Origin of the sequence: Paraburkholderia sp. 40 (genome assembly GCF_050434105.1) — a bacterium.
GTDB lineage: Bacteria > Pseudomonadota > Gammaproteobacteria > Burkholderiales > Burkholderiaceae > Paraburkholderia > Paraburkholderia tuberum.
The window spans coordinates 196316-218946 of record NZ_JBNPVY010000004.1 but is presented as its reverse complement, the minus strand read 5'-3'; the positions used below and the strand labels follow the sequence as shown (position 1 = coordinate 218946).

The 22631-nt window shown below is 64.3% G+C and carries 17 protein-coding genes and 2 pseudogenes; 9 read left to right on the top strand and 10 right to left on the bottom strand.

Annotated elements, in window-relative coordinates; translation table 11 throughout:
- Positions 1 to 247 precede the first annotated feature (247 nt).
- From OKW28_RS22660 to OKW28_RS22645, 4 genes are all read left to right on the top strand, one after another.
- Positions 248 to 763 carry a MarR family winged helix-turn-helix transcriptional regulator gene (locus OKW28_RS22660; protein ID WP_429449104.1) on the top strand — a complete coding sequence of 172 codons (516 nt, stop codon included), beginning with the start codon at positions 248 to 250 and terminating at the stop codon, positions 761 to 763.
- A gap of 52 nt (positions 764 to 815) precedes the next feature.
- Entirely contained in the window at positions 816 to 2336 is a 1521-nt protein-coding gene (locus tag OKW28_RS22655) for an efflux transporter outer membrane subunit (protein WP_429449102.1), read from the top strand.
- An 83-nt stretch (positions 2337 to 2419) separates the two neighbouring features.
- A complete protein-coding gene (locus tag OKW28_RS22650) occupies positions 2420 to 3661 on the top strand; it encodes an EmrA/EmrK family multidrug efflux transporter periplasmic adaptor subunit (RefSeq protein WP_429449100.1) in 1242 nt (413 codons plus the stop codon).
- Between the two features lie 34 nt (positions 3662 to 3695).
- Positions 3696 to 5258 carry a DHA2 family efflux MFS transporter permease subunit gene (locus OKW28_RS22645; protein WP_429449098.1) on the top strand — a complete coding sequence of 521 codons (1563 nt, stop codon included), beginning with the start codon at positions 3696 to 3698 and terminating at the stop codon, positions 5256 to 5258.
- A gap of 124 nt (positions 5259 to 5382) precedes the next feature.
- Here the strand turns inward: OKW28_RS22645 and truB are convergent, their stop codons facing one another.
- From truB to rimP, 5 genes are all read right to left on the bottom strand, one after another.
- Positions 5383 to 6318, bottom strand: coding sequence for a tRNA pseudouridine(55) synthase TruB (gene truB / locus OKW28_RS22640; RefSeq protein WP_429449096.1), 936 nt, complete (start codon positions 6316 to 6318; stop codon positions 5383 to 5385).
- A 78-nt stretch (positions 6319 to 6396) separates the two neighbouring features.
- Positions 6397 to 6762 carry a 30S ribosome-binding factor RbfA gene (gene rbfA, locus OKW28_RS22635; protein ID WP_429449094.1) on the bottom strand — a complete coding sequence of 122 codons (366 nt, stop codon included), beginning with the start codon at positions 6760 to 6762 and terminating at the stop codon, positions 6397 to 6399.
- A 227-nt stretch (positions 6763 to 6989) separates the two neighbouring features.
- Complete coding sequence (infB, locus tag OKW28_RS22630) at positions 6990 to 9911, bottom strand: translation initiation factor IF-2 (RefSeq protein WP_429449092.1); 2922 nt, start codon at positions 9909 to 9911, stop codon at positions 6990 to 6992.
- 94 nt (positions 9912 to 10005) lie between these two features.
- Positions 10006 to 11481, bottom strand: a complete 1476-nt coding sequence (nusA, locus tag OKW28_RS22625; RefSeq protein WP_429449090.1) for a transcription termination factor NusA — start codon at positions 11479 to 11481, stop codon at positions 10006 to 10008.
- Complete coding sequence (gene rimP, locus OKW28_RS22620) at positions 11478 to 11936, bottom strand: ribosome maturation factor RimP (protein WP_429449089.1); 459 nt, start codon at positions 11934 to 11936, stop codon at positions 11478 to 11480. Before rimP ends, nusA begins: the two co-directional genes overlap by 4 nt.
- Before the next feature lie 647 nt (positions 11937 to 12583).
- Between rimP and OKW28_RS22615 the strand changes: the two are divergent.
- A pseudogene (locus OKW28_RS22615) lies at positions 12584 to 13050 on the top strand (IS110 family transposase); the annotation flags it as partial.
- Positions 13051 to 13353: 303 nt separating this feature from the next.
- Here the strand turns inward: OKW28_RS22615 and rluB are convergent.
- The 4 genes from rluB to OKW28_RS22595 all read right to left on the bottom strand — a co-directional run bounded on the left by rluB (position 13354) and on the right by OKW28_RS22595 (position 18934).
- Complete coding sequence (rluB, locus tag OKW28_RS22610) at positions 13354 to 15129, bottom strand: 23S rRNA pseudouridine(2605) synthase RluB (protein WP_429449087.1); 1776 nt, start codon at positions 15127 to 15129, stop codon at positions 13354 to 13356.
- Positions 15130 to 15192: 63 nt separating this feature from the next.
- Entirely contained in the window at positions 15193 to 16245 is a 1053-nt protein-coding gene (gene scpB, locus OKW28_RS22605; RefSeq protein WP_429449085.1) for an SMC-Scp complex subunit ScpB, read from the bottom strand.
- Between the two features lie 375 nt (positions 16246 to 16620).
- Positions 16621 to 17841, bottom strand: a complete 1221-nt coding sequence (locus tag OKW28_RS22600) for a pyridoxal phosphate-dependent aminotransferase (protein ID WP_429449083.1) — start codon at positions 17839 to 17841, stop codon at positions 16621 to 16623.
- 190 nt (positions 17842 to 18031) lie between these two features.
- Positions 18032 to 18934 (bottom strand): LysR substrate-binding domain-containing protein, encoded by a 903-nt coding sequence (locus tag OKW28_RS22595; protein WP_429449081.1) that lies wholly within the window; start codon positions 18932 to 18934, stop codon positions 18032 to 18034.
- A gap of 403 nt (positions 18935 to 19337) precedes the next feature.
- On the opposite strand from OKW28_RS22595, the pseudogene OKW28_RS22590 reads away from it, so the two are divergent.
- Both OKW28_RS22590 and OKW28_RS22585 read left to right on the top strand, forming a co-directional pair.
- Positions 19338 to 19733: pseudogene (locus tag OKW28_RS22590) on the top strand (transposase); the annotation flags it as partial.
- 335 nt (positions 19734 to 20068) lie between these two features.
- Positions 20069 to 20320: a hypothetical protein gene (locus tag OKW28_RS22585; protein WP_429449079.1), complete on the top strand. Its 252-nt coding sequence runs from the start codon at positions 20069 to 20071 to the stop codon at positions 20318 to 20320.
- Positions 20321 to 20690: 370 nt separating this feature from the next.
- On the opposite strand, the gene OKW28_RS22580 is transcribed toward OKW28_RS22585, so the two are convergent.
- Positions 20691 to 21014, bottom strand: coding sequence for a hypothetical protein (locus tag OKW28_RS22580; protein ID WP_018418368.1), 324 nt, complete (start codon positions 21012 to 21014; stop codon positions 20691 to 20693).
- 265 nt (positions 21015 to 21279) lie between these two features.
- Between OKW28_RS22580 and OKW28_RS22575 the strand changes: the two genes are divergently transcribed.
- Both OKW28_RS22575 and OKW28_RS22570 read left to right on the top strand, forming a co-directional pair.
- Complete coding sequence (locus tag OKW28_RS22575; RefSeq protein ID WP_429449077.1) at positions 21280 to 21999, top strand: YdcF family protein; 720 nt, start codon at positions 21280 to 21282, stop codon at positions 21997 to 21999.
- 199 nt (positions 22000 to 22198) lie between these two features.
- Positions 22199 to 22438: a hypothetical protein gene (locus OKW28_RS22570; RefSeq protein ID WP_429449076.1), complete on the top strand. Its 240-nt coding sequence runs from the start codon at positions 22199 to 22201 to the stop codon at positions 22436 to 22438.
- The last annotated feature ends 193 nt before the right edge of the window (positions 22439 to 22631 follow it).

Sequence of the window (22631 nt, the reverse complement as noted above, 5' to 3'; positions counted from 1 at the left end):
GCGCACTTTTGGGAACCCAAAATTATAGCACGCACGGATGATCCTTTCTGGTATTCCCCGATAGACCGTCCGCTCTCCGCGCCTGCGCGAGTTGCGCGAATCGCGCCTTGCCCCGCTCTACGTCATTCCGTACGGTTTGTTGCTTGAGCGCGAAATAATCCTTGCCTAAGCTGTATTAACGCTTGTCGCGTCAATCAACAGCCAGCTATACTAATGCCTAGTCAACCATTGCATTCGCACGAGAATCATGACGGAGCCGTCCAACGAATCCACGCCGGATCTCAGCGAGTACCAGCTCGGCGAAAGCGTCGGCTATCTCATCTCACGGGTGAAATCGACGCTATCAAACCTGATCACGCAGCGCAGCATGGCCGAACTCGGCATCACCAGCCAGCAAGGCAGCATCCTGTTCATGGTGGCGAGCGGCAAATGCCTGCTCGCGGCTGAGTTGGCGCGTGAATACGGTATCGACGCAAGCGCCGTCACGCGCCTGATCGATCGGCTCGAAAAGCGCGGCCTGCTCACGCGGGTGCGCAGTAACGAAGACCGGCGCGTCGTGCGCCTCGCGTTGACGTCGGAAGGCCATGCGATCGCGGCTCGCATGCCGGCCATTTTCAATGGCGTGCTCGATAACCTGCTGAACGGGTTCACCCCGGAAGAAGTGGGCTTCCTGAAGAGCATGCTGCGTCGCGTGCTCGTCAATTCCGGCGAACACACGGGACTTTCCCGCGACGCCGCAAGCCATCCCGATAGCAAATCGTAATAGCTTGCTTGCTGCGTCCATCAATACATTCCACTCAAAGAAGAGTCGAGCGATGAAATCCCTTTCCCTGTCCGCGCCCGCGCTGTCGAGCCGGGCCGCTGTCGCCGCCGCGGTGATGGCGCTCGCCCTCACGGGGTGCGCGAACTACTTCGGCGTCAAAAGCGACAAGCAGATCGCGTCGCCGACGCAGTACGACTCGACGCAGAGTCTGCCCAACGAGGGCGGCCAGTGGCCATCGCTCGACTGGGCCAACCAGTTCGGCGACCCGCAACTGCCGAAGCTGATCGCGGAAGCGCTCGAGGGCAGCCCGTCGATCGCCCAGGCGCAAGCGCGGCTCGCAAAGGCTTCGTCGTATATCGAAAGCTCGCGCGCGGCGCTGTTCCCGAAGGTCAGCGCGAGCTATTCGTGGACCCGCGAGCTGTACTCGGCAAACTCCCTTTACCCGCCTCCGTTCGGCGGCACCTGGTATAGCGAGAACAACGTGCTCGCGAGCGCGTCGTGGGATCTCGACCTGTGGGGCAAGAACCGTCAGCGGCTCGGCCAGGCCGTGTCGCAGCAGAAAGCCGCCGAGGCCGATATGCAGCAGGCGCGCGTGACGCTCGCCGCGTCGGTCGCGAGCACCTACAACCAGCTCTCGCAGCTGTATGCGTTCCGCGACATCGCCGCGCGTGAAATCGCGAACCGCCAGGACGTCGGCCGTATCACGAATGACCGCGTGACGGCCGGCCTCGACACCAACGTCGAGAAGCAGACCGCCGCCGGCAACGTCGCGACGAGCCAGTCGAACCTGACCGACCTCGACGGACAGATCACCGTCGTGCGCTACCAGTTGGGCGCGCTGCTCGGCAAAGGCCCGGACCGTGGCCTGCAGATCGACAAGCCGGTGCTCACCGGCGGCGACGTGGTCGCTCTGCCGGACAACATCCCGGCCGACCTCGTGGCGCGTCGCGCGGACATCGTCGCCGCGCGCTGGCAGGTCGAAGCCGCGATGCATGACGTGAAGGAAGCGAAAGCCGAGTTCTACCCGGACGTGAATCTCGCGGCCGGCTTCGGCTTCGACGCTTTCGGCTGGGGCCGTTTCCTGACCGCGTCGAGCCGTCAGATCCAGTTCGGCCCGGCGATCCATCTGCCGATCTTCGACGCCGGCGCGTTGCGCGCGCAGTTGAAGGGCCGCTACGCCGACTTCGAGGGCGACGTCGCGAACTACAACCAGACGCTGATCAACGCGCTGCAGGACGTTTCGACGCAGGTGTCGTCGATCCGCTCGATCGACCGCCAGGAGGGTGACGCCCAGCGCGCGCTCGACGCGTCGAGCAAGGCGTACCAGCTCGCCGTAATCCGCTACAAGGCCGGCCTGTCGCCGCAGCTACAGGTGCTCACCGCCGACGAAAACCGCCTTGCCGCCGAGCAGACGGTCACGGGCCTGCAGATGCGCCGCCGTAGTCTGCAGATCGGTCTGATCAAGGCACTGGGCGGCGGCTTCGACGCAACCCAGACCGGTCTCGTCGTGCCGACCGATGCTCCCGCATCGGCCAACGCCGCGAACCACGCCACGAGCACCGCCGCGAACTGAGCGAGCCCGCCCGCGCCGACGCACACGCATACACACGAACACCCGAATAAACGACGACGTTCAAAAGAACCCGGAGCACATCAATGAGCACCCCCCAGCAGCCCGCCACTCCACCGCAAGCGGCGAACAACGGCAAACGCAAGCGCATGATGACGCTGCTCGTCATCGTGATCCTGATTGCCGCGGTCGCGTACGGCCTGTACTACTTCCTCGTCGCGCGCTTCCATGAAGACACCGACGATGCCTACGTGAGCGGCAACGTCGTGCAGATCACCCCGCAGGTCACGGGCACCGTGATCGCGGTCAACGCGGACGACACCCAGGTCGTCAAGGCCGGCGACCCGCTCGTCGTGCTCGACCCGGCCGACGCGCGCGTCGCACTCGAACAGGTCGAGGCCAATCTTGCGCAGGTGGTGCGCCAGGTGCGCGGTCTGTTCGCCGACGACAGCCAGTACGAAGCGCGGGTCGCGGCGAGCCAGGCCGATCTGTCGCGCGCCCAGGACGACCTGAAGCGCCGTATGACGGTCGCGCAGACCGGCGCGGTATCGCAGGAAGAAATTTCGCACGCACGCGACTCCGTGAAGAGCGCGCAAGCCGCGCTCGACGCCGCCAAACAGCAACTCGCGGCAAACCGCGCGCTGACCGCGAACACGACGATCGCCGATCACCCGAACGTGCAGGCCGCCGCCGCGAAGCTGCGTGACGCATACCTGAACCACGCTCGTAATACTCTGCCGGCGCCGGTCACAGGCTATGTCGCAAAACGCTCGGTGCAGGTCGGCCAGCGCGTATCGCCCGGCTCGCCTCTGATGGCGATCGTGCCGCTGCATGACGTGTGGGTCGACGCGAACTTCAAGGAAGTGCAACTGAAGCACATGCGCATCGGCCAGCCGGTCGAACTGACGGCCGACGTCTATGGCTCGTCGGTGCCGTATCACGGCAAGGTGGTCGGCTTCTCGGCCGGCACGGGTTCGGCGTTCTCGCTGCTGCCTGCGCAGAACGCGACCGGCAACTGGATCAAGGTCGTGCAGCGTCTGCCGGTGCGTATTTCGCTCGATCCGCAGGAACTGGAGAAGCATCCGCTGCGTATCGGTCTGTCGATGCAAGCTGACGTGAACATCAAGGACGACACCGGCGGCCAGCTCGGTCAGGCGCCGTCCACGGCTTACCAGACCAACGTCTTCGACAAATACGGCGCGGAAGCCGATGCGGAAATCGCGCGCATCATCTCGGAAAACGCCGGCACGAACGCGAACGGCGGCGCGCAGAAGTCGAGCGCGGCGAGCGCCGCGGCCGCCGCGAAACCGGCGGCCCATAAGAGCTGAGGGTCCGCCCGATGATTCATGGAAGGCTCTTTTAATGGCTCAGGCTCAGGCGCAAGTCCCTCACCCGCCGCTCGAGGGCGCGCAACTGGTGATCGGCACCATCGCGGTGTCGCTCGCCGTGTTCATGAACGTGCTCGACACGTCGATCGCGAACGTGTCGATCCCGTCGATTTCCGGCGACCTCGGCGTATCGTCCGACCAGGGCACGTGGGTGATTACGTCGTTCGCGGTGGCCAACGCGATCTCGGTGCCGCTGACCGGCTGGCTCACCGACCGCATCGGCCAGGTGCGGCTGTTCATGGCGTCGATCGTGCTGTTCGTGCTGTCGTCATGGATGTGCGGGCTGTCGCCGAACCTGCCGTTCCTGCTTGCGTCGCGCGTGCTGCAAGGCGCGGTGGCCGGCCCGATGATCCCGCTGTCGCAGACGCTGCTGCTCGCGAGCTATCCGCGCGCGAAGGCGCCGATGGCGCTATCGATGTGGGCGATGACCACGCTAATCGCACCGGTTGCCGGTCCGATTCTCGGCGGCTGGATTTCCGACAACATCTCGTGGCCGTGGATCTTCTACGTCAACATTCCCGTCGGCGCGGTCGCGGCCGCCGCGACGTGGATGATCTTCCGTAACCGCGATTCGGTGATCAGGAAGGCGCCAATCGACGGCGTCGGCCTCGGTCTTCTGATCGTCTGGGTCGGCTCGCTTCAGGTGATGCTCGACAAGGGCAAGGACCTCGACTGGTTCTCGTCGACGACGGTCGTCGTACTCGCGGTCGTTGCGGTGATCGCGCTCGCGTTTTTTATCGTGTGGGAGTTGACGGCCGAGCATCCGGTGGTTGATCTGTCGCTGTTCAGCCGCCGCAATTTCACCGGCGGCACGATCGCGCTGTCGATCGGCTATGGGCTTTACTTTGGCAATCTCGTGCTATTGCCGCTGTGGCTGCAGACCGATATCGGCTACACGGCGACCGAAGCCGGACTCGTGATGGCACCCGTCGGTGTGTTCGCGATCCTGTTGTCGCCGCTGACCGGCAAGGTGCTGCCGCGTACCGATCCGCGCTATATCGCGACGCTGTCGTTCCTGATTTTCGCGCTGTGTTTCTGGATGCGCTCGCGTTATACGACGGGCGTCGATACGTACTCGCTGATGCTGCCCACGCTGATTCAAGGTATCGGTATGGCCGGCTTCTTTATTCCGCTCGTGTCGATTACGCTGTCGGGCTTGCCGGGCCATCGGATTCCGGCGGCCTCGGGGCTGTCGAACTTCGTGCGGATCATGTGCGGCGGTATCGGCACGTCGATCTTCCAGACCGCCTGGGATCACCGCACGATCATGCATCACGCACAACTGACCGAACAGGCGAATGCTTACAACCCGGCGTTCGGTCAATCGATTCGTCAGATGGGCGCGGCGGGCCTGGATCAGCAGCAGACCTATGGTCTCTTCAACACCATGGTCACGCAGCAGGCCGCGCAGCTCGGCGTAAACGATCTGTTCTTCATTTCGGCCGGTATTTTTGTCGCGCTGATCGCGCTGATCTGGATCACGCGGCCGGAACGGGCAGGCGGCGATGCGGGAGCGGCGGCGGCCACGGCGCATTGAGGGGGGTGTTTGTGGTGTTGCTTTAGTTCGACACCGCTCCACCGGAGGGCATGATCAAAACGGGATCGCTCGATGGCGATCGCGTTTTTTTATTGTCCGCGCCGGGCTGGCAAAACGGCGACCTCTAGCTCTCCGTCGTCACGATCACACGGTCGGGTGCGAGCACACCTTCGCCCGGCTTCGCGACCCCCAGAAGCCGCCCCTGCGCCGAGTACACCCTCACGCGCGGGGCATTCACCGCGTCGGCGGCGATCGTCAGCGACGACAGCTTCAGGCGCTGGCCGTGAAGGAAGCGGCGCGTGTCATCGTCGTTCAGACAGACCTGCGGGAACGTGGACAGCAGCGCGTCGACCGGTTGCAGCCATGCGTCGCGTTCGAGTTCGGTCGCGTAGGACAACGCGTCGAGCGTGACCGAATGCTCGAGCGTCAGCGCGCCGACGCCCGTGCGCCGCAGCACGACTAGATGCGCGCCGCAGCCGAGCGCTTCGCCGATATCCTCGGCAAGCGTGCGCACATAGGTGCCCTTGCTGCACGTTACGCGAAACGTCACATCCGGCAACGCGCACGCAATCAGCTCGAGCGCGCGAATCGTCACCTGCCGCCCTTCCCGTTCGACCGTCTGGCCGGCGCGCGCGTACTCGTACAGCGGCCTGCCATCGCGCTTGAGCGCCGAGTACATCGGCGGAATCTGAACGATCTCGCCGATGAATTTCGGCAAAGCCGCCCGCACCGCCGCTTCGTCGCAGTCGACGGCGCGGATGTCGAACGCCTCGCCTTCGGCGTCGCCGGTGGTCGTGCGGATACCGAGGCGCATCGTCGCCTCGTAGGTCTTGTCGGCTTCGAGCAAGTCTTGCGAAAACTTGGTGGCCTCGCCGAAACACAGCGGCAGCAGGCCGGTTGCCAGCGGATCGAGCGTGCCGGTGTGGCCCGCTTTTTTCGCGAGATAAAGACGTTTCGCGCGAACCAGCGCGTCGTTGCTCGACAGGCCGAGCGGCTTGTCGAGCAACAGCACGCCATCGAGCGCGCGACGCGGCACGCGGGGGCGTTGAGGTGCGGTCATGTCGAGGGAGGCAGAACGTTCGGGAAATGCGAAAAACGGCGCCGCGCGCTACATGGAACGCCACGGCATGGCAGACGCTCAGTCGTCTTTCGCGCGCATGGAATTTGCCTCGTCGATCAGACGCGACATCTCCACGGCGCGCTCGATCGTCTTGTCGTAGTGGAAATGCAGCGTCGGCACCGTGTGGATATGCAGGCGCTTGAACAGCAGATTGCGCAGATGGCCGGCAGCGTGCGTCAGCGCTTCGAGCGTTTGCTGCGGGTCGCCCGTCAGCGTCGTGAAGTAGACCTTTGCGTGCGCGTAGTCGGGCGTTAGCTCGACGCTCTGAAATGTGACAATGCCGATGCGCGGATCCTTGACCTCGCGCAGAAGCTCAGCCAGGTCGCGCTGGATCTGATCGGCGATCTGCACGTTGCGATTGGGAGTAGTACGTTTCTTAGGCATGGTGTTGTGTGCTCCGCTAAGACGGATGCAAAAAATGGGTTCGCGCGGGCCGTGTTCGATATTCGTTCGATACGACGGCGTCGCGGTCGCCGCGGCGGGGTGAGAGTCCATTTGCGACGAACGCGGCAACCAAGCCAGCAACAAACTCGACACTGCGGGCTCAAAAACAACGGGCGGAGCGGGCGTCAAGCCCGTTCCGCCCGCTGTGCCGTGCCGTGCCGTGCGAATTACAGCGTACGCGCGACTTCGGTGACCTCGAAGACTTCGAACTGATCGCCTTCGACGATATCGTTGAAGTTCTTGATCGACATACCGCACTCGAAGCCCTGACGGACTTCTTTCACATCGTCCTTGAACCGCTTGAGCGAATCGAGCTCGCCCGTGAAGATGACGACGTTGTTGCGCAGCACGCGCACCGACGACGAGCGCTTGACGAAACCGTCCGTGACCATACAGCCGGCCACCGTGCCGACCTTCGGCACCTTGAATACCTGGCGTACATCCACCGTGCCCGTCACGACTTCGCGCTTCTCCGGCGCCAGCATGCCCGACATTGCCGCCTTCACGTCATCCACGGCGTCGTAGATGATGTTGTAGTAGCGGATGTCGACGCCATTAGCTTCCGCGAGCTTGCGAGCCTGCGCATCCGCGCGGGTGTTGAAGCCGATGATGACCGCCTTCGACGCCGTCGCGAGATTGACGTCCGACTCGCTGATGCCGCCGACCGCTCCGTGCACGATCTGCACGCGTACTTCGTCGGTGGAGAGCTTCTGCAGCGACTGCACCAGCGCTTCCTGCGAACCCTGCACGTCGGCTTTGACGATGAGCGGCAGGTACTGCACTTCGCCCTCGCCCATCTGCTCGAGCATGTTCTCGAGCTTCGCGGCCTGCTGCTTTGCGAGCTTGACGTCGCGGAACTTGCCCTGACGGAACAGCGCAACTTCACGCGCCTTGCGCTCGTCCGGCATCACGATTACTTCTTCGCCAGCCTGCGGCACTTCCGACAGACCCTGGATTTCGACCGGGATCGACGGACCCGCGGACTTGGTCGGCTTGCCGGTTTCGTCGAGCATGGCACGCACGCGACCGTAGGCGCTGCCTGCCAGCACGACGTCGCCGCGGTTCAGCGTACCTGACTGGACGAGGATCGTTGCGACCGGACCCTTACCCTTGTCAAGCTTCGCTTCGATGACGAGACCCTTGGCCGGCGATTCGACCGGTGCCTTCAGCTCCAGCACCTCGGCCTGCAGCAGCACGTTTTCGAGCAGATCGTCGATGCCCGCGCCAGTCTTCGCCGACACCGCCACGAACGGCGAGTCGCCGCCGTACTCTTCCGGCACGACGCCTTCCGTGACGAGCTCCTGCTTCACGCGCTCCGGATTCGCTTCCGGCTTGTCGATCTTGTTGATCGCGACGACGAGCGGCACGCCGCCAGCCTTCGCGTGGGAGATCGCTTCCTTCGTCTGCGGCATCACGCCATCGTCGGCGGCCACCACCAGGATCACGATGTCGGTCGCCTTCGCACCGCGGGCACGCATTGCCGTAAAGGCTTCGTGACCCGGCGTGTCCAGGAACGTGATCACGCCGCGCGGCGTTTCGACGTGGTAGGCGCCGATGTGCTGCGTAATACCGCCCGCTTCGCCTGCCGCAACCTTCGCGCGGCGGATGTAGTCGAGCAGCGAGGTCTTGCCGTGGTCGACGTGGCCCATCACCGTGACGACCGGCGGACGTGGCAGCGCTTCGGCGTCGCTCGCTTCGCCTTCGACCAGCATGGCTTCCGGATCGTCCAGCTTCGCCGCGAGCGCATGGTGGCCCAGTTCCTCGACGATGATCATCGCCGTTTCCTGGTCCAGCATCTGGTTGATCGTGACCATCTGGCCGAGCTTCATCATCACCTTGATGACTTCCGAAGCCTTCACCGCCATCTTGTGCGCGAGATCCGCGACCGTGATGGTTTCCGGCACATGCACTTCACGCACGATCGGTTCGGTCGGCGCCTGGAACGTGGTGGTCTGCTCCTGATGCTTGCCACGCCCCTTCGGACCGCCGCGCCAGCCACGATCGACGCCGCCGCTCGAATCGCCGCGCGTCTTGATGCCGCGGCGCTTCGCTGCGTCGTCCTGCCAGCCGCTCTTACCGCCGCCCGGCTTCTTCTTGTCGCCCGCCGACGGTGCGCTCGCGGGCGCCGGAGTCGCGGCGGTTGCCGGCTTTCTCGCTGCCGGGCGCGCCGGTGCTTCACCAGCCGGACGCGCCGGCTTGTGCAGCGTGCCCTTGGCTTCGGCCGCCTTGGCCGGCTCGGCGGGCTTCGGTGCCGGTTCCGGCGCCTTCACCTGCGCCTTGCGCGGCGTGTTCATCATTTCGCGAATCGCGCGCGCTTCGGCTTCGGCCGCCGCGCGGCGCTTGGCGATTTCTTCCTGTTCGGCGCGCGCCTTTTCGGCGGCCACGCGCGCGGCATCTTCCGCTTTCTTCGCGGCTTCGCGTTGCGCGGCGCGTTCCGCTGCCGCGCGTTCGTCGTCCTGCTCGTTTGCCTTCTCGGCAACCGGTGCAGCGGCTTTCGCCGCCGCCTGCTGGGCCTTCTCGCGAGCCGCCGCCTCGGCCGCAGCCGATGCACGCTTCTTTGCATCTTCTTCCGCGCGCTGACGCTCGGCTTCCGCGGCCTGCTCGCGCGCCTGACGGTCGACTTCTTCGCGCTCGAGCTGTTCCTGGCGCGCCTTCAGCTCCTGCGCCTGCTTTTCGAGCAGCTCAGCTTCGTGACGTGCTTCTTCCTCACGACGCTGCAGTTCGAGATCTTCTGCGTCCGCGTTCTCGGCCACATGATTCGATGCATCCCCGCCTTCCGCGACAGTCTCGTCGCGGCGGACGAACGTGCGCTTCTTGCGCACCTCGACCTGAATGGTGCGAGCTTTGCCCGTCGCATCGGACTGCTTGATCTCCGACGTATGCCGTTTCGTCAGCGTGATCTTGCGCTTGTCTGCATCAGTCGAGCCGTGAGACTTGCGCAAGTGGTCGAGCAGACGCGCCTTGTCCGTTTCGGACAAGGAGTCGGCTTCGCTCGCTTTTGTGACGCCAGCTGCCTGCAGCTGCTCAAGCAGCACGCCTGCAGGCATTTTCAGTTCCGCGGCAAATTGGGCTACGTTGTTACTCGCCATTCATTCCTCTTAATGCAAGGACCGATTCCTTGCGGTTAGCATCGGGTCATGCGGCCTGACGGCCGCGTTCAATTCAGTGCGCCATGGTCATTTCTCACTGGAACCAGTGTTCACGTGCTTTCATGATCAACGCCTTAGCGGCATCCTCTCCCATCCCAGTCATCTCGACCAGTTCATCCACGGCCAGCTCGGCGAGTTCGTCGCGCGTCTGGATCTGATGTTCGGCCAGTTTCGCGAGCAGGTCGGCGTCCATGCCGTCCAGGCTCTTCAGGTCGAGCGCTACATTCTCGACCTTTTCTTCGTTCGCGATCGCCATCGTCAACAGCGCGTCGCGCGAGCGGTTGCGCAGTTCGTGAACGGTGTCTTCGTCGAATGCCTCGATTTCGAGCATTTCGTTGAGCGGCACGTAGGCGATCTCTTCGAGGCTTGTGAAGCCTTCGTCGATCAGGATGTCGGCGACTTCCTCGTCGACATCGAGACGCGCCATGAACAGGTCGCGCAGGACGCCGCGCTCCTGATTCTGCTTCTGCGCAGATTCGTCCGGCGTCATGATGTTGATCTGCCAGCCGGTGAGCTCGCTGGCAAGCCGCACGTTCTGGCCGCTGCGGCCGATCGCGACCGCGAGTTCGTTCTCGTCGACGACGACGTCCATCGAATGCTTTTCTTCATCGACGACGATCGACTGCACGGCTGCCGGCGCGAGCGCGCCGATCACGAACTGGGCGGGGTCTTCCGACCATAGCACGATGTCGACGTTTTCGCCACCGAGCTCGTTGCGTACGGCCTGCACGCGCGAGCCGCGAATACCGACGCAGGTGCCGATCGGATCGATGCGCTTGTCATAAGCCACCACGCCGATCTTCGCGCGCACGCCCGGATCGCGAGCCGCCGCCTTGATCTCGAGCAGGCCCTGCTCGATTTCCGGCACTTCCATCTCGAACAGCTTCATCAGGAATTCCGGCGCCGTACGCGACAGCTCGATCTGCGGACCACGCGCGGTCCGGTCGACCTTCGCGATATACGCGCGCACGCGGTCGCCCACCCGAAGGTTTTCCTTCGGGATTAGCTGGTCGCGGCGCAGCAACGCTTCGACGCGGCCCGATTCGACGATGAAGTTGCCCTTGTCGAGGCGCTTCACCGAGCCGGTCATGATGTGTTCGCCGCGCTCGAGGAAGTCGCTCAGGATCTGCTCGCGCTCGGCGTCGCGCACCTTCTGCAGGATCACCTGCTTGGCGGCCTGCGCGCCGATACGGCCGAATTCGATCGACGGCACCGGCTCCTCGATGAACTCGTCGAGCTGAATATTGGGCTGCTGCTCGCGCGCCTCGAATAGCAGAATTTCCTGATCCGGTTCCTGCAGACCGGCTTCGTCCGGCACCACCTTCCAGCGGCGAAACGTTTCGTGCTCGCCGCTTTCACGGTCGATGTGGACGCGGATATCCGCATCTTCTTCGAAGAGTTTCTTGGAGGCCGAAGCGAGAGCCGCTTCGAGCGCGGCAAATACCACGTCCTTATCGACATTCTTCTCGCGTGCCAGCGCATCCACCAGCATCAACACTTCGCGACTCATTGTTTGCGGCTCCTAAAGTCAACTTTCGGAACAAGGCGCGCCTTGTCCATGTCCGCGAGCGTGAAATCGAGCATCGCGGCCCCTTCTTTTCCTTCAAATTCCAGACCGATCGTCTCGCCTTGCGGAGCATGCAAAATGCCCCGGTACGATTTCCGACCGTCCAATGGCTTTTTCAGTGTGATAACCGCTTCGCTGCCCGCGAAACGTTCAAAATCCGCCAGTTTCTTCAGCGAGCGATCGAGACCGGGTGACGATACTTCGAGCCGCTCGTAATCGATATTTTCGACCGTCAGAACGTGCTGGAGCTGACGCGTGACTTTCTCGCAATCTTCGATTGCGATGCCGGCTGGCTGGTCGATATAGATACACAACATGCCGCGCCCGGTGCGCTCGAGATCGACGAGCTCGTAGCCGAGTCCCACGACCGTGGTTTCAATCAGTTCCGTCAGTTGCACAGTGCCCTCTTAGATGTTCGCGCAGCGAGCCTCGCCTCTTCTGCAAACAACCAATGCGGGCCGCGCGCCAAGCCGGCGCACGTTCGTGCGAACCCGAGATGCCGAACCACGATGAACTGAGCGGCAAAAAAAAATGGGCTGAACGCCCATCATCTTATTGCCGGTGGTCGCACCTGAGCCGCACATGAAACCGTACGCCCAGCGACTTCGCGATTGTAGCCATTTTCCGGCCCAAACGCAATCCGCGGAACGCCGGGCGATGCGCATTTCCGCTTGATTTGATAGGAATCTTTCGACAATGTGGCGGCAAATCCGGGCTTTTGCAAGGTTGCCCGAGCCGTCGGGAGGGGGAGCCGGACGGGCTACGCCAACACTTTGCGGCGATGCGTCCTGTCGGTCTTCAGCGCAGTTTCGCACGGCGTTTGACGCATCGGAACGCCGCTCGAACACGGCAAACAAGAGGCGGCATAAAATCGCCAAAAACGATAAACGGCTCGGCCGGGAAGCACTCGACATTGCTAGTCAGTATGACTCCCGTGAGGCAATGGCTGGCCTGCCGTGAGGAATCAAGCGCGGGTTAGCATTGCAGCCAGAACAGCACAGTGCGGACACGGCCGCTCCCGGCGATTTCCGGCACGGAGTCCAGCGTGGAAGACGATAGCACGCTGTGCGTCGGTCTCGATGTACACAAAGACTCGATCACAGTCGCGTATGCGCTGGGCTCGGGCGAAGTCGAACTGCTGGGCAAGATCGGCATGACGCAGGCTGATATCGATCACCTGTGCAGGCGCCTGCAGTCGAAAGCGCGGCACATCTGCGTTGTCTGCGAGGCCGGTCCATGCGGCTACGGACTTTACCGGCAGTTCGTGCAGAAGGGATTCGGGTGCATCGTGTGCGCCCAATCGCTGATTCCGAAAAAAACGGGTGAACGGGTCAAGACTGAGCGGCGTGATGCGATCAAGCTTGCGCGGTCTTTGCGCGCCGGTGACCTCTCCGCAGTGTACGTGCCGAGCGACGACGAAGCGTTCCGCGATCTGGCTCGGACGTGGGTGGCGCCAAAGACGACCTGAAGCGCGCACGGCAACGCGTGAAGGCCGTTCTACTCTCGCTTGGGACGAGTAACCCGCGACCAGGCTACGCAACGGACTACTGCATCCGACTTGCGGTTCCAGATAGCGGCAGGCTCATTGGGCGGACATCTGTAGTGCGGTACCCAACCCGCGGATATCAGCTTGATCCACCGCCGAAATGTACTGCTACGCCGCCCTGAGGAAATTCCGGCAACTTGAATTCGAGAAACTAAAAAAACCGTTCCCGAATGACACCGGGAGTCATATCTGCCTGGCAGATCATGCGAACTGCACGAAAGGGTATGGCCGTTCAACGGCCACCCCTCAAACGCGGTACAGCGCCCCGCTCAACGGCCGCGCGAGCGACCGCGCGCCGTGCCGCCGCCACGATTCGCGCCGCCCGAACCCGCGTTGCCGCCGGCACGGTTGGTGTTGCCGCCACGATTGCCGCCCGGCCCGCGATTGCCGCCGCTGTCGCCGGCCGCGCCGGCACGCTTGCCGCCAGTGCGCGCACGGTTGCCGTTGGGCGACGACCCGCGATTGCCGTCGACGTCGCGGCCGCGCTGCCCCCCGGCGCCGCGATTGCCCACACCGACACCAGAACCAGTGCCGCCCCCCATGCCCGCGCCGAAGCCACCGCCCGCCGCGCCACGGCGACCCTGTCCGCGCGGCTGCTGCTCGAAGCGGCTGTGCGACATCAACACCGGCTCGCGGTTGATAAAGCCCATCGACGTCTGCATCGGATCCGGCTGACGACGCTCCGGCGCCGCATTGCCGCTACCGCGCTCCTCAGTCGGCGCCTTCAGGCCGACCGACGCCATCAGTGCGCGCACCTGATTGTCCTCGAGTTCTTCCCAGCGGCCGCGCTTCAGACCACGCGGCAGGGAGATCGGGCCGTGGCGCGTACGGATCAGCCGGCTGACCATCAGGCCGGCCGCTTCGAACATGCGGCGTACTTCGCGATTCCGCCCTTCGGCGAGCGCGACGTGGTACCAGTGATTCGTGCCTTCGCCGCCGCCGTCGCGGATGCGCAAGAAATTCGCCGGGCCGTCCTCGAGTTCGACGCCGTGTAGCAGCTTCTGACGCATACCCTCGGCGAGCTCGCCGACGACACGCACCGCGTATTCGCGCTCGACGCTATAACGCGGATGCATGAACCGGTTCGCGAGATCGCCCGAGGTGGTCAGCATCAGAAGACCTTCGGTGTTGAAGTCGAGACGCCCGACCGCGACCCACTTGGCGGTTTTCATCGGTGGCAGCTTGTCGAACACCGATGGACGGCCTTCCGGGTCCGCGTGGCTAACGATTTCGCCGGTCGGTTTGTGGTACAGCAGCACGCGCGGCGGCTTGCTGGCGAGCCTGCGCTTCACCGGCTTGCCGTTGATGCGGACCTGGTCGGTCGGCATGATGCGCTGGCCGATGTGCGCCGGTTCGCCGTTCACCGACACGCGGCCGGCGATGATCAGCTCTTCCATGTCGCGGCGCGAGCCCATGCCCGCCTCGGCGAGCACCTTGTGCAGCTTCGGCGCGTCGTCATCGGGCGACAGCACGCGCTTCGGGCCCGCTGCCTTGCCACGGCGCAGCATCGGCGCGCGTACGCCGCCAGTCGTGGTGTTGTCGGCATCGAATGCGGGCGACGTCACGTATGAGAACAGATCGTCCTGAGCTGACTCCGCGGCCGCATCGGCGCCGCGGCGATTCTGGCGCTGGCCCTCACGTTGACCTTCGCGCGGCTGACGTTCCCGCTGGTCTTCGCGTGACGCGCCCTCGCGCTTCGCACCGCCGGCGGTACGACGCCCGCCCTGTTTCGCGCCCGCGTCCTTGCGCGGCGTGCGCACCTGGGCGACGACCTCGCCGTCCGGCGGCGTTTCGGCAACGACCGGCGCGCCTTGCGCGGGCGCGCCCTCGGCTGCCTTCGTCTTCGCGCCGGCACGGCGTCGGGCGATCAGGCTGCGCGGCCCGCGACGCAGACCGCGGCGGGGGCGCTCTTCGCCCTCTGCTTCCGCGCCATGAGCCTGGCGCTCGCCCTCGCCTGTCGTCGCTTGCGTAGTGCGTTCGTCGGTCCGCGCCGACGGCACGGGGCGCTCGGATTCGGACGAATCGGTGTCGTGGGTATGTGTCAAAACAACCTCAAAATGTCAGGTCGCGCGCGCCCGTTGCGGGCGCGGCAAAAAAGTTCGGTTACGTCAGGCGCTGCGCGACTCGGTTTCGTCGTCGGTCAGAAAGCCTGCGTCCTGCGCGGCATCGCGGCGATCCTCGGGATCGTCGTGCGCCGCCTCGATCGGGTTCGGCTCGGCAGCGTGCTCCGTATTGCGAGCTACGCCCGAGCCGTGCGCGGGTGTTGCCGGATCGGTCTGGGCGACCGGATCGTAATGCTGTGCCGAGCCGGCGACGCTGGCATGCGCTGCCGTGGGTGCCGGTTCGGGCTGTTGTTGCGTGTCGTGCGGCGCGCTCGACGCGTCTGACGCACTCGACGCATTCGTCGTGCCGTCCTGCCCGGTCGCTTCCGCAGGGGGCTCCGGTTCGAGCGTCGACTCGGCCACCGTCTCGGGCGGCGCTGCTTCAAATCCCGACGCGGCGTGCTGCGCCGCTTCCGGCGGAGCCGGCTCGCCAGCCTCACCCGCCATGTCGTGCCCGGCATCCTGCACCGGCTGCTGCATGCTTTGCGCGTCGCCCTCGGCAAACTCGATCGCGTGCTGACCCAGCAGATCCGCGTTCAGTTGTGCGGACGGATCGGCAAGCGGAGGCAACTCGTCAAGCGCCGTTAGGCCAAGGTCATCGAGGAACTGGCGCGTGGTCGCATACAGCGCCGGACGCCCCGGCACGTCGCGATGACCGATCACCTCGATCCAGCCGCGATCCTCGAGCTGCTTGACAACCTGCGTATTCACCGTCACTCCGCGAATTTCTTCGATATCGCCCCGTGTCACCGGTTGCCGGTAGGCAATGATCGCGAGCGTTTCGAGCACCGCGCGCGAATATTTCGGCGGTTTTTCCGGATGCAGCCGATCCAGGTACGAACGCATCGCGGGCCTGCTTTGAAACCGCCAGCCCGACGCCAGCCCGACCAGCTCCACACCGCGCCCAGACCAGTCCCGCTTCAGGTCTTCGAGCAAGGTCCGAACAGTGTCTGCCGACACGCCGTCGGCAAAGAGCTTGCGCAATTCGCCGAGCTTTAACGGCTCCTGCGCGCAGATCAAGGCAGTCTCGAGGACGATCTTCGCCTCTTGGGTATTCATGCAGCTAGGTCAGACCCTGTGGTCAAAGAACCGGATCAAACAGACGATGTGGAACTGAAGACGCGCTCGCCCGATTCTGATCGGTCATATTGATGGGAGCACGCACCGGGGGGTGGCGAACAGACTTATCGAGCCAGACCCAGCCGGACGGAGCGGCGATATTCCTGAAAGGAATCGCGTGACTGAGCGCCATATTACGCAAAAACGACCGGGGCGTAAAGCCGTGATCTGCCGTGCATCTTCTGCTGCGGCGCCGACCGGTGTAGCCGCGCCCGCCCGGGTCGAGTCGACAGCAAGAAGATTCTCACGATTCGCGGCTTTTCGCCGCTCGCGGTGCGTCAACACGAAGCGCGGGGGGCGTACGAGACCGCATGATCAGGCCCCGGCGTGGCGCGCCAGAAACCGCGTCAAGCGCTCGACGCCGGCATCGAGCCGCACCGTATCGCACGCATAGCACCAGCGCACGAACCCCTCGCCCTGCGGCCCGAACGCGCTGCCCGGTGCCACGCCGAGCCCGACCTCCCGCACGATCGCCTTGCACAAATCGAGACTGCGCGTCGAGCCCGGCATTGAGAAGAACAGATACATCGCGCCCAGCGGGGCCTTTACATCGACGCCGGGAACCGCCGACAGCGCGCGTACCAGATGATCGCGTGACGTCCTCAGGTCGCGCACCAGCTGCTGCGTAAAACGCTCGCCTTGCTGGAGCGCCGCGATGCCCGCCTGCTGCACGAACGACGGCGCGCACGACGTGTTGTACTCGACCAGCTTCGCCAGGTCGTCCATCAACGCGGTCGGCGCGACGATCCAGCCGAGCCGCCACCCCGTCATCAGCCAGGCTTTCGAGAACGAATTCACGCAGATCACGCGTTCGTCGCGTCTCGCGAGGTCGAGAAACGATGCCGCGGTGCGCACACCGGCCGCCTGGGCGGCGTCATCGCCGGGATAGTAGAGCCGCTCATAGACCTCGTCCGCGACGATCCAGATGCCGTGCCGCCGGCAGTGTTCGAGCACGCTGCGCTGGTCGTCGCGATTCATCACCCAGCCGGTCGGGTTGTTCGGCGAGTTGATCATCAGCATCTTCGTGTCAGGCGTCAGCGCGGTCAGCAATTGCCCGACGTCGAGCTCCCAGCCGCGTTCGCCGTAGCCGAGCGCGACGGTTTCGACATGCGCGCCGAGAATCTTCGGGATTTCGACCAGATTCGGCCATAGCGGCGTCACCGCGACGACGCGGTCGCCGCCGCCGACCACCAGCTGCGCGGCGAGCATCAGCGCGTTGACGCCCGCGCTCGTGACCGCGACGTGCTCGGGCGACGTCGCCCCGTGCAACTCGCTGACGTAGCCCGCAAGTGCCGCGCGCAATGGCGCGATGCCGAGATTGTGCGTGTAAAACGTCGCGCCGGCGGCGAGCGCCGCGCTCGCGGCGTCGCGAATGAATGCGGGTGTGACGCGATCGGACTCGCCGAACCAGAACGGCAGCACGTTGTCGACGCCGAAACCGGCGTTCGCGACTTCGCGGATTTGCGATGGACGCAGCGCGCGTACGGCGTCGCGCGCATTCGGGATGGAGGGCACGGGCAGGTCCAATTCGCTCATCGAGGCTTCCGGGTGGGTGAAAGATAAGAGGTTCGAAGCGCAACCGCGAAGGCGTGCGCGGTGAAGATGGTAGTTTAGCGCGCCGGGTAACCGGACAGCGGCGCAGCGAGTAGCGGCAGGCGGCGTGTGGGCGGCGGGCAGCGCCCGGCGCCGATCCGCCAGTCGAACGGATCGCACGCGATCCCGCCCGTTAATTCAACTCCTCGGCCCGGCCCGGCAACTGGCGGATCAGATTCCACACCGCCTCGGCCGCGGGCGACAGCGACCGGTCGCGCCGCCGCACCAGTTCGACGAGGCGTTCCGCGCGCGGCACCAGCGGACGCGCGACCAGCGACGCCCCCGCCGGCAGCGGCAGCGCGAGCCACGGCAGCACGCTGATCCCGACGCCCGCCTCGACGAGCCCGAACACCGTCGCTGAATGACCGAGTTCCTGCACCACGGTGGCGTTCACGCCCTGCGCCTGCATCACGGCATCGATGAGGGGGCGGCTGCCGGACGCATAATCGAGCATCACGAGTTGCTCGCCGTCGAGGTCCTTCCACGTAACCTGCTTGCGCGTGGCGAGCCGGTGATCGTCACGCGACACGATGCAGAACGAGTCCGTCATCAGCGTCTCGCTGAGCAGATCGTCGTCGGAGAACGGGCCGATGATCACGCCGAAGTCCACTTCACCCGACTTCACCTTGCGCACTACGTCGCTTTGCACGTCGTCGCGCAGCCCAAGCGTCACATAAGGAAACTGCTGTCCACACGACGCGACTACGCGCGGCATCAGCCGGCACGCGACGGTCGGGCTCGCCGCGACCACCACGCGTCCGCGGCGCTGCTCGCCGATTTCGCGGATCTCGCGCAACGCGTCGTCGAGATCCCCCAGCAGTCGCGACACACTCGCCACGAGGTTGCCGCCTACGTCGGTTAGTTGCACTTCGCGCGTCGTGCGATCGATGAGCTTCAGGCCGATCTCGCTTTCGAGCTCGCGCACGCAGCGACTGACCGCCGACTGCGTGAGGCCGATTTCGGCGCCGGCCCGACTGAAGCTTTGCAAGCGCGCCACCTCGATGAAAACCCTGAGCTGTCGCAGCGTCACATTCATTTGTTCACCTCATTAATAGCGCAGCTTGATGCGCATTGTACGACCAAATACATGCGGCATAGCACCGTCCACGTGGCCGCTGCAATGCAGCAAAAAAGCGCGAACGCACGCCGGCCGGGCTTATCTGCCCCAGATTGGTGATTGTCCCGATTTGCGAGATGGGTTTTTTGGATTCTTATACGGCCCTGGTTGGCGCCCGCGTTGGCCCGCCGCCACGGGGCTTTCAGGCAATCGGCAGCAAATTGGCACACTTCGTGCGTTGTGAAACGCACAGGGAGGGCGCCATGATTTCCGATGGCAATCCGTGGCAAGCCCGTCCCCTTTGGCACTCGCCTATCGAGTGCGTGAAGAGTGCGCGGCGCGGGGCAGCGCACCGGAGTTAGCTTCGCTGAGGTGAAACATGATGCTGTTCGACGATTTGAGAGATAACGAGTGGGCGCTGGTCGAGGCTTTGTTCTGCGCCGAGCCGGCGCGCAGCGAACGGCGCGGTCGACCGCGCGTGGAAGCTCGGGCGGTGGTCAACGCCGTGCTTTGGGTGTTGTCGACAGGCGAAGGCTGGTCCAAGTTGCCCGGCCGCTACCCGTCCCCCCCGACTTGCCGCCGGCGCTTCGACGAGTGGCAAGCCGATGGCACGCTCGCTGAAATTGTGAAACGGCTTGGCACGAGCGGCCGCGAAATCTCGCTGCGCGGCCGGATCGGCGCAACGGCCGCGAAACCGCCGGCACCGCCGAGCCGCGACCGCCTACGCGGCGCGTTCTGGACCAATCCGGAATCGTGGCGCGCGCCGGTCAAGATGGCCTGACACGAAACTACGCGGTCACCGGGCGCCTGTAGGCGCCCGGTTTTTTATCCAGCCGACTTTTCCACGATTGCGTGCGTGCGCACGACCCGCCAGCATTTGACGGTCGCCGCGAGACGCTGTCTTCTCCGCTTCGCGCGCACCTTTCGTCGCGCCTCCCGCACGACCGCCACAGCGCTCCTTGCGCGCTGCCTCAGACTGCCAAACTACCCGATAGCTCCGGGTGAAACATCCATTTACTATTAATTACAGCGTGCTTTCGTCCCCCGGCATACCTTAATGCTTATGCAAACAGGCCTTGAGTCGACGGACTCCGGGTTGAGGGGGATTTCGGAATGAAACCAATGTCACTGCTGTTGTGCGGCATTGTGCTTTCATCGATGGCCGCGCCCGCAATCGCGCAACAACGCCCGCAAGGGTGGAACTGGCGCCCGGACCGCCAAGCCACGCTGGAAGCGTGGCAGCAAAGCGAGGCCCATAATCGCGACTTCACGCCGCCGACGCCGCGCGGCGATCTGCGCGGCGATATCGCCAGCAATGTGCGGGCACGGCCCGATGCGCCGCGCGAGGATCAGCGGCGGCGTTGATTGGCTAAGTCGCCGCCCGGACGGCGCGTCGCGCGACGGTGCCCAGTATCTTGCATTGCGCACTTACGATCGGGGAACCACCGGACGCGGCACCAGTCTGACTCAACGCCATTAGCACAGCGTGGCAGTAGTAATTCCGGTATGCCCGTATCTTCGTGATACGGGCTTTTTTTCGCCCTCGAGGCGTTGATGGCATGAAACGCGCGCAACGGCAACGACCTGCGCGGATCGCGTCGCCGCCTCGTCGATGGGAAGCCGAGATTCGCCCCCGGACGCGCACGGCGACCGGTCGACGTTAGCGACGGCCCGCTGAGGGGGTGACAGGCCCGGGCGGACAGTGACTCAGTTCAGATAAGCGATGAACCTTGAGCTAAGATCTGACTTCGGCTGTCGCGGCGGACTGCGGTTCGGCCGCGCCGAGAACATAATCGTTCATGCGTTGCGCTGTCCATGTGAGCAGACGCTCGTCGTGCTCGAGCCGCGCAAACTCCGCTTTGCCGCGTTCGGTGAGCACGGCGATATCGACGGGAGCATGAAAGCCTGGCGCCGGTGCGACCGTTCGCTGACGAACGGTGTCCATCAGCCCCAGCGCGCGAAGATATTGGAAGACACCCGGCCTTCTGGCCCAGGGAACCTGACGATATTGCGCTCGCCGCAGCGCTTCAAGTACCGCTTCGTTGGAATACGTGGTCATCTCACTTCTTTCTTAAAGTGCAGCTATGACACATTCATGCCCACGCGTCACTGCGCCACCGGCGACGCGCGTAGCACCCGCTCCTGGTCGGAAGCTCGCCGCCTGTCTGACAGCGGATTTCCGCCAGGTGCTGCCTGGTCTCGTTTTCGGAACCCCCGTCAGAACGGCATGTTAGCGTTCTCTCCATGAACCGACGATGCAACCGCCGCGGCGCGATGGCAGGCCCGTGGATTTGTCCCGAAAGACATACGTTACCCCATTTAAATTGATTCTATTCACTTTATTAGCGCTTTTTTTTGCAGCAATCGTGCTATGGAAACGTGCGCGCCGGCCGCTCATCGTCTGCATGATCGCGCTGTTCTGGCTGCTCGCGGCCGGCTGGCTGACCGCGCCACTGCTCGATCTGGCGCAGCCGCAACGACAGAGCGCCACGGCCGCCACCTTCGCGCCACGCACCGCGATCATCCTGCTCGGCGGCGGCACGGTCTACGACCACGACCACGTGCTGGTGCCACCGCGCGACGTACTCTCGCGCATCGAGGTCAGCGCACAGAACTACGCGGCCTGCAAGCGCACGGCGAGCACGTGCCGGGTGATCGTCAGCGGCGGCAATCCGCAGCGGCATAGCGCGACCGAAGCCGACACCTACCTGCCCTATCTGCTGCGTCAGCAGGTGGCGCGCTCGGACATCGTGCTTGAGCAAAGGAGCCGCACGACCTATGAGAACGCGCGCAACGTCTCGGTTATTGTCGGTCAATCACATTACGACACGTTGATACTCGTCACCTCCGCGTATCAGATGCCGCGTGCGCTGCTCGATTTTCAGCGCTTCGGCGTCGAGCCGCAGCCGCAGATTTCGAGCGCGCGGCGCGCGCGGATCGGCGTGCTGCCGCGCTTCGCCAATCTCGTGGCCGCGGAGATAGCGTTGCATGAGCTGATCGGCCTCGCGCAATTTCACCTGTATCGCGCGATCGGCTGGTTCTGACGAACGATGTAGGCCGCTCCGCTCTCGCATTCGAGGACGTCGCGGTTTATTCAACCAGCGTCCAGCTATTACAAAATGTAACAAGTGTTGAGCACGGTTACAAAGCCATCGGTTGGAGAAGAGTTTGCTCGATAGAATGCATTGTCTTTCCCACTGGACAGGCAATACTCGGGTCCACCACCATTCTACGGAGGTAACGATGAAGAAAGTGTCCATGGCGATCCTGATTTCCTTGTGTGCCGCAGCCGGCGCGGCTTACGCGCAGGACAACGGCATCACGACGAGCACCGATCCGGCGAAGGCCGCCGACGTCGAGCAGCGTGCGCAAGATTTGCAAAACCGCGAGCAGTCGATGGGAAGCGCACCCGCCGCGCCGGCCAAGCATCACAAAATGGCTCCGCATCATCCGAAGAAGGGTGCCGACGCGTCGGGCACCTGAGCGACTTCGCGGATCTCGCCTCGCGGTCTCGTCGTGAAGGTGAAAAAGCCGAAGCTGGCAGCGCCGGTTTCGGCTTTTTTATTCGTGCGACCCGCTCGCTGCTGGCAAGGCATTCCGAGCGCGCACCGGCTTGGCAAGCCGCCGGCGCTCTGCTCTCTGTATGCTAAAGTCGCGCACCGACCGGCGAGCCGCC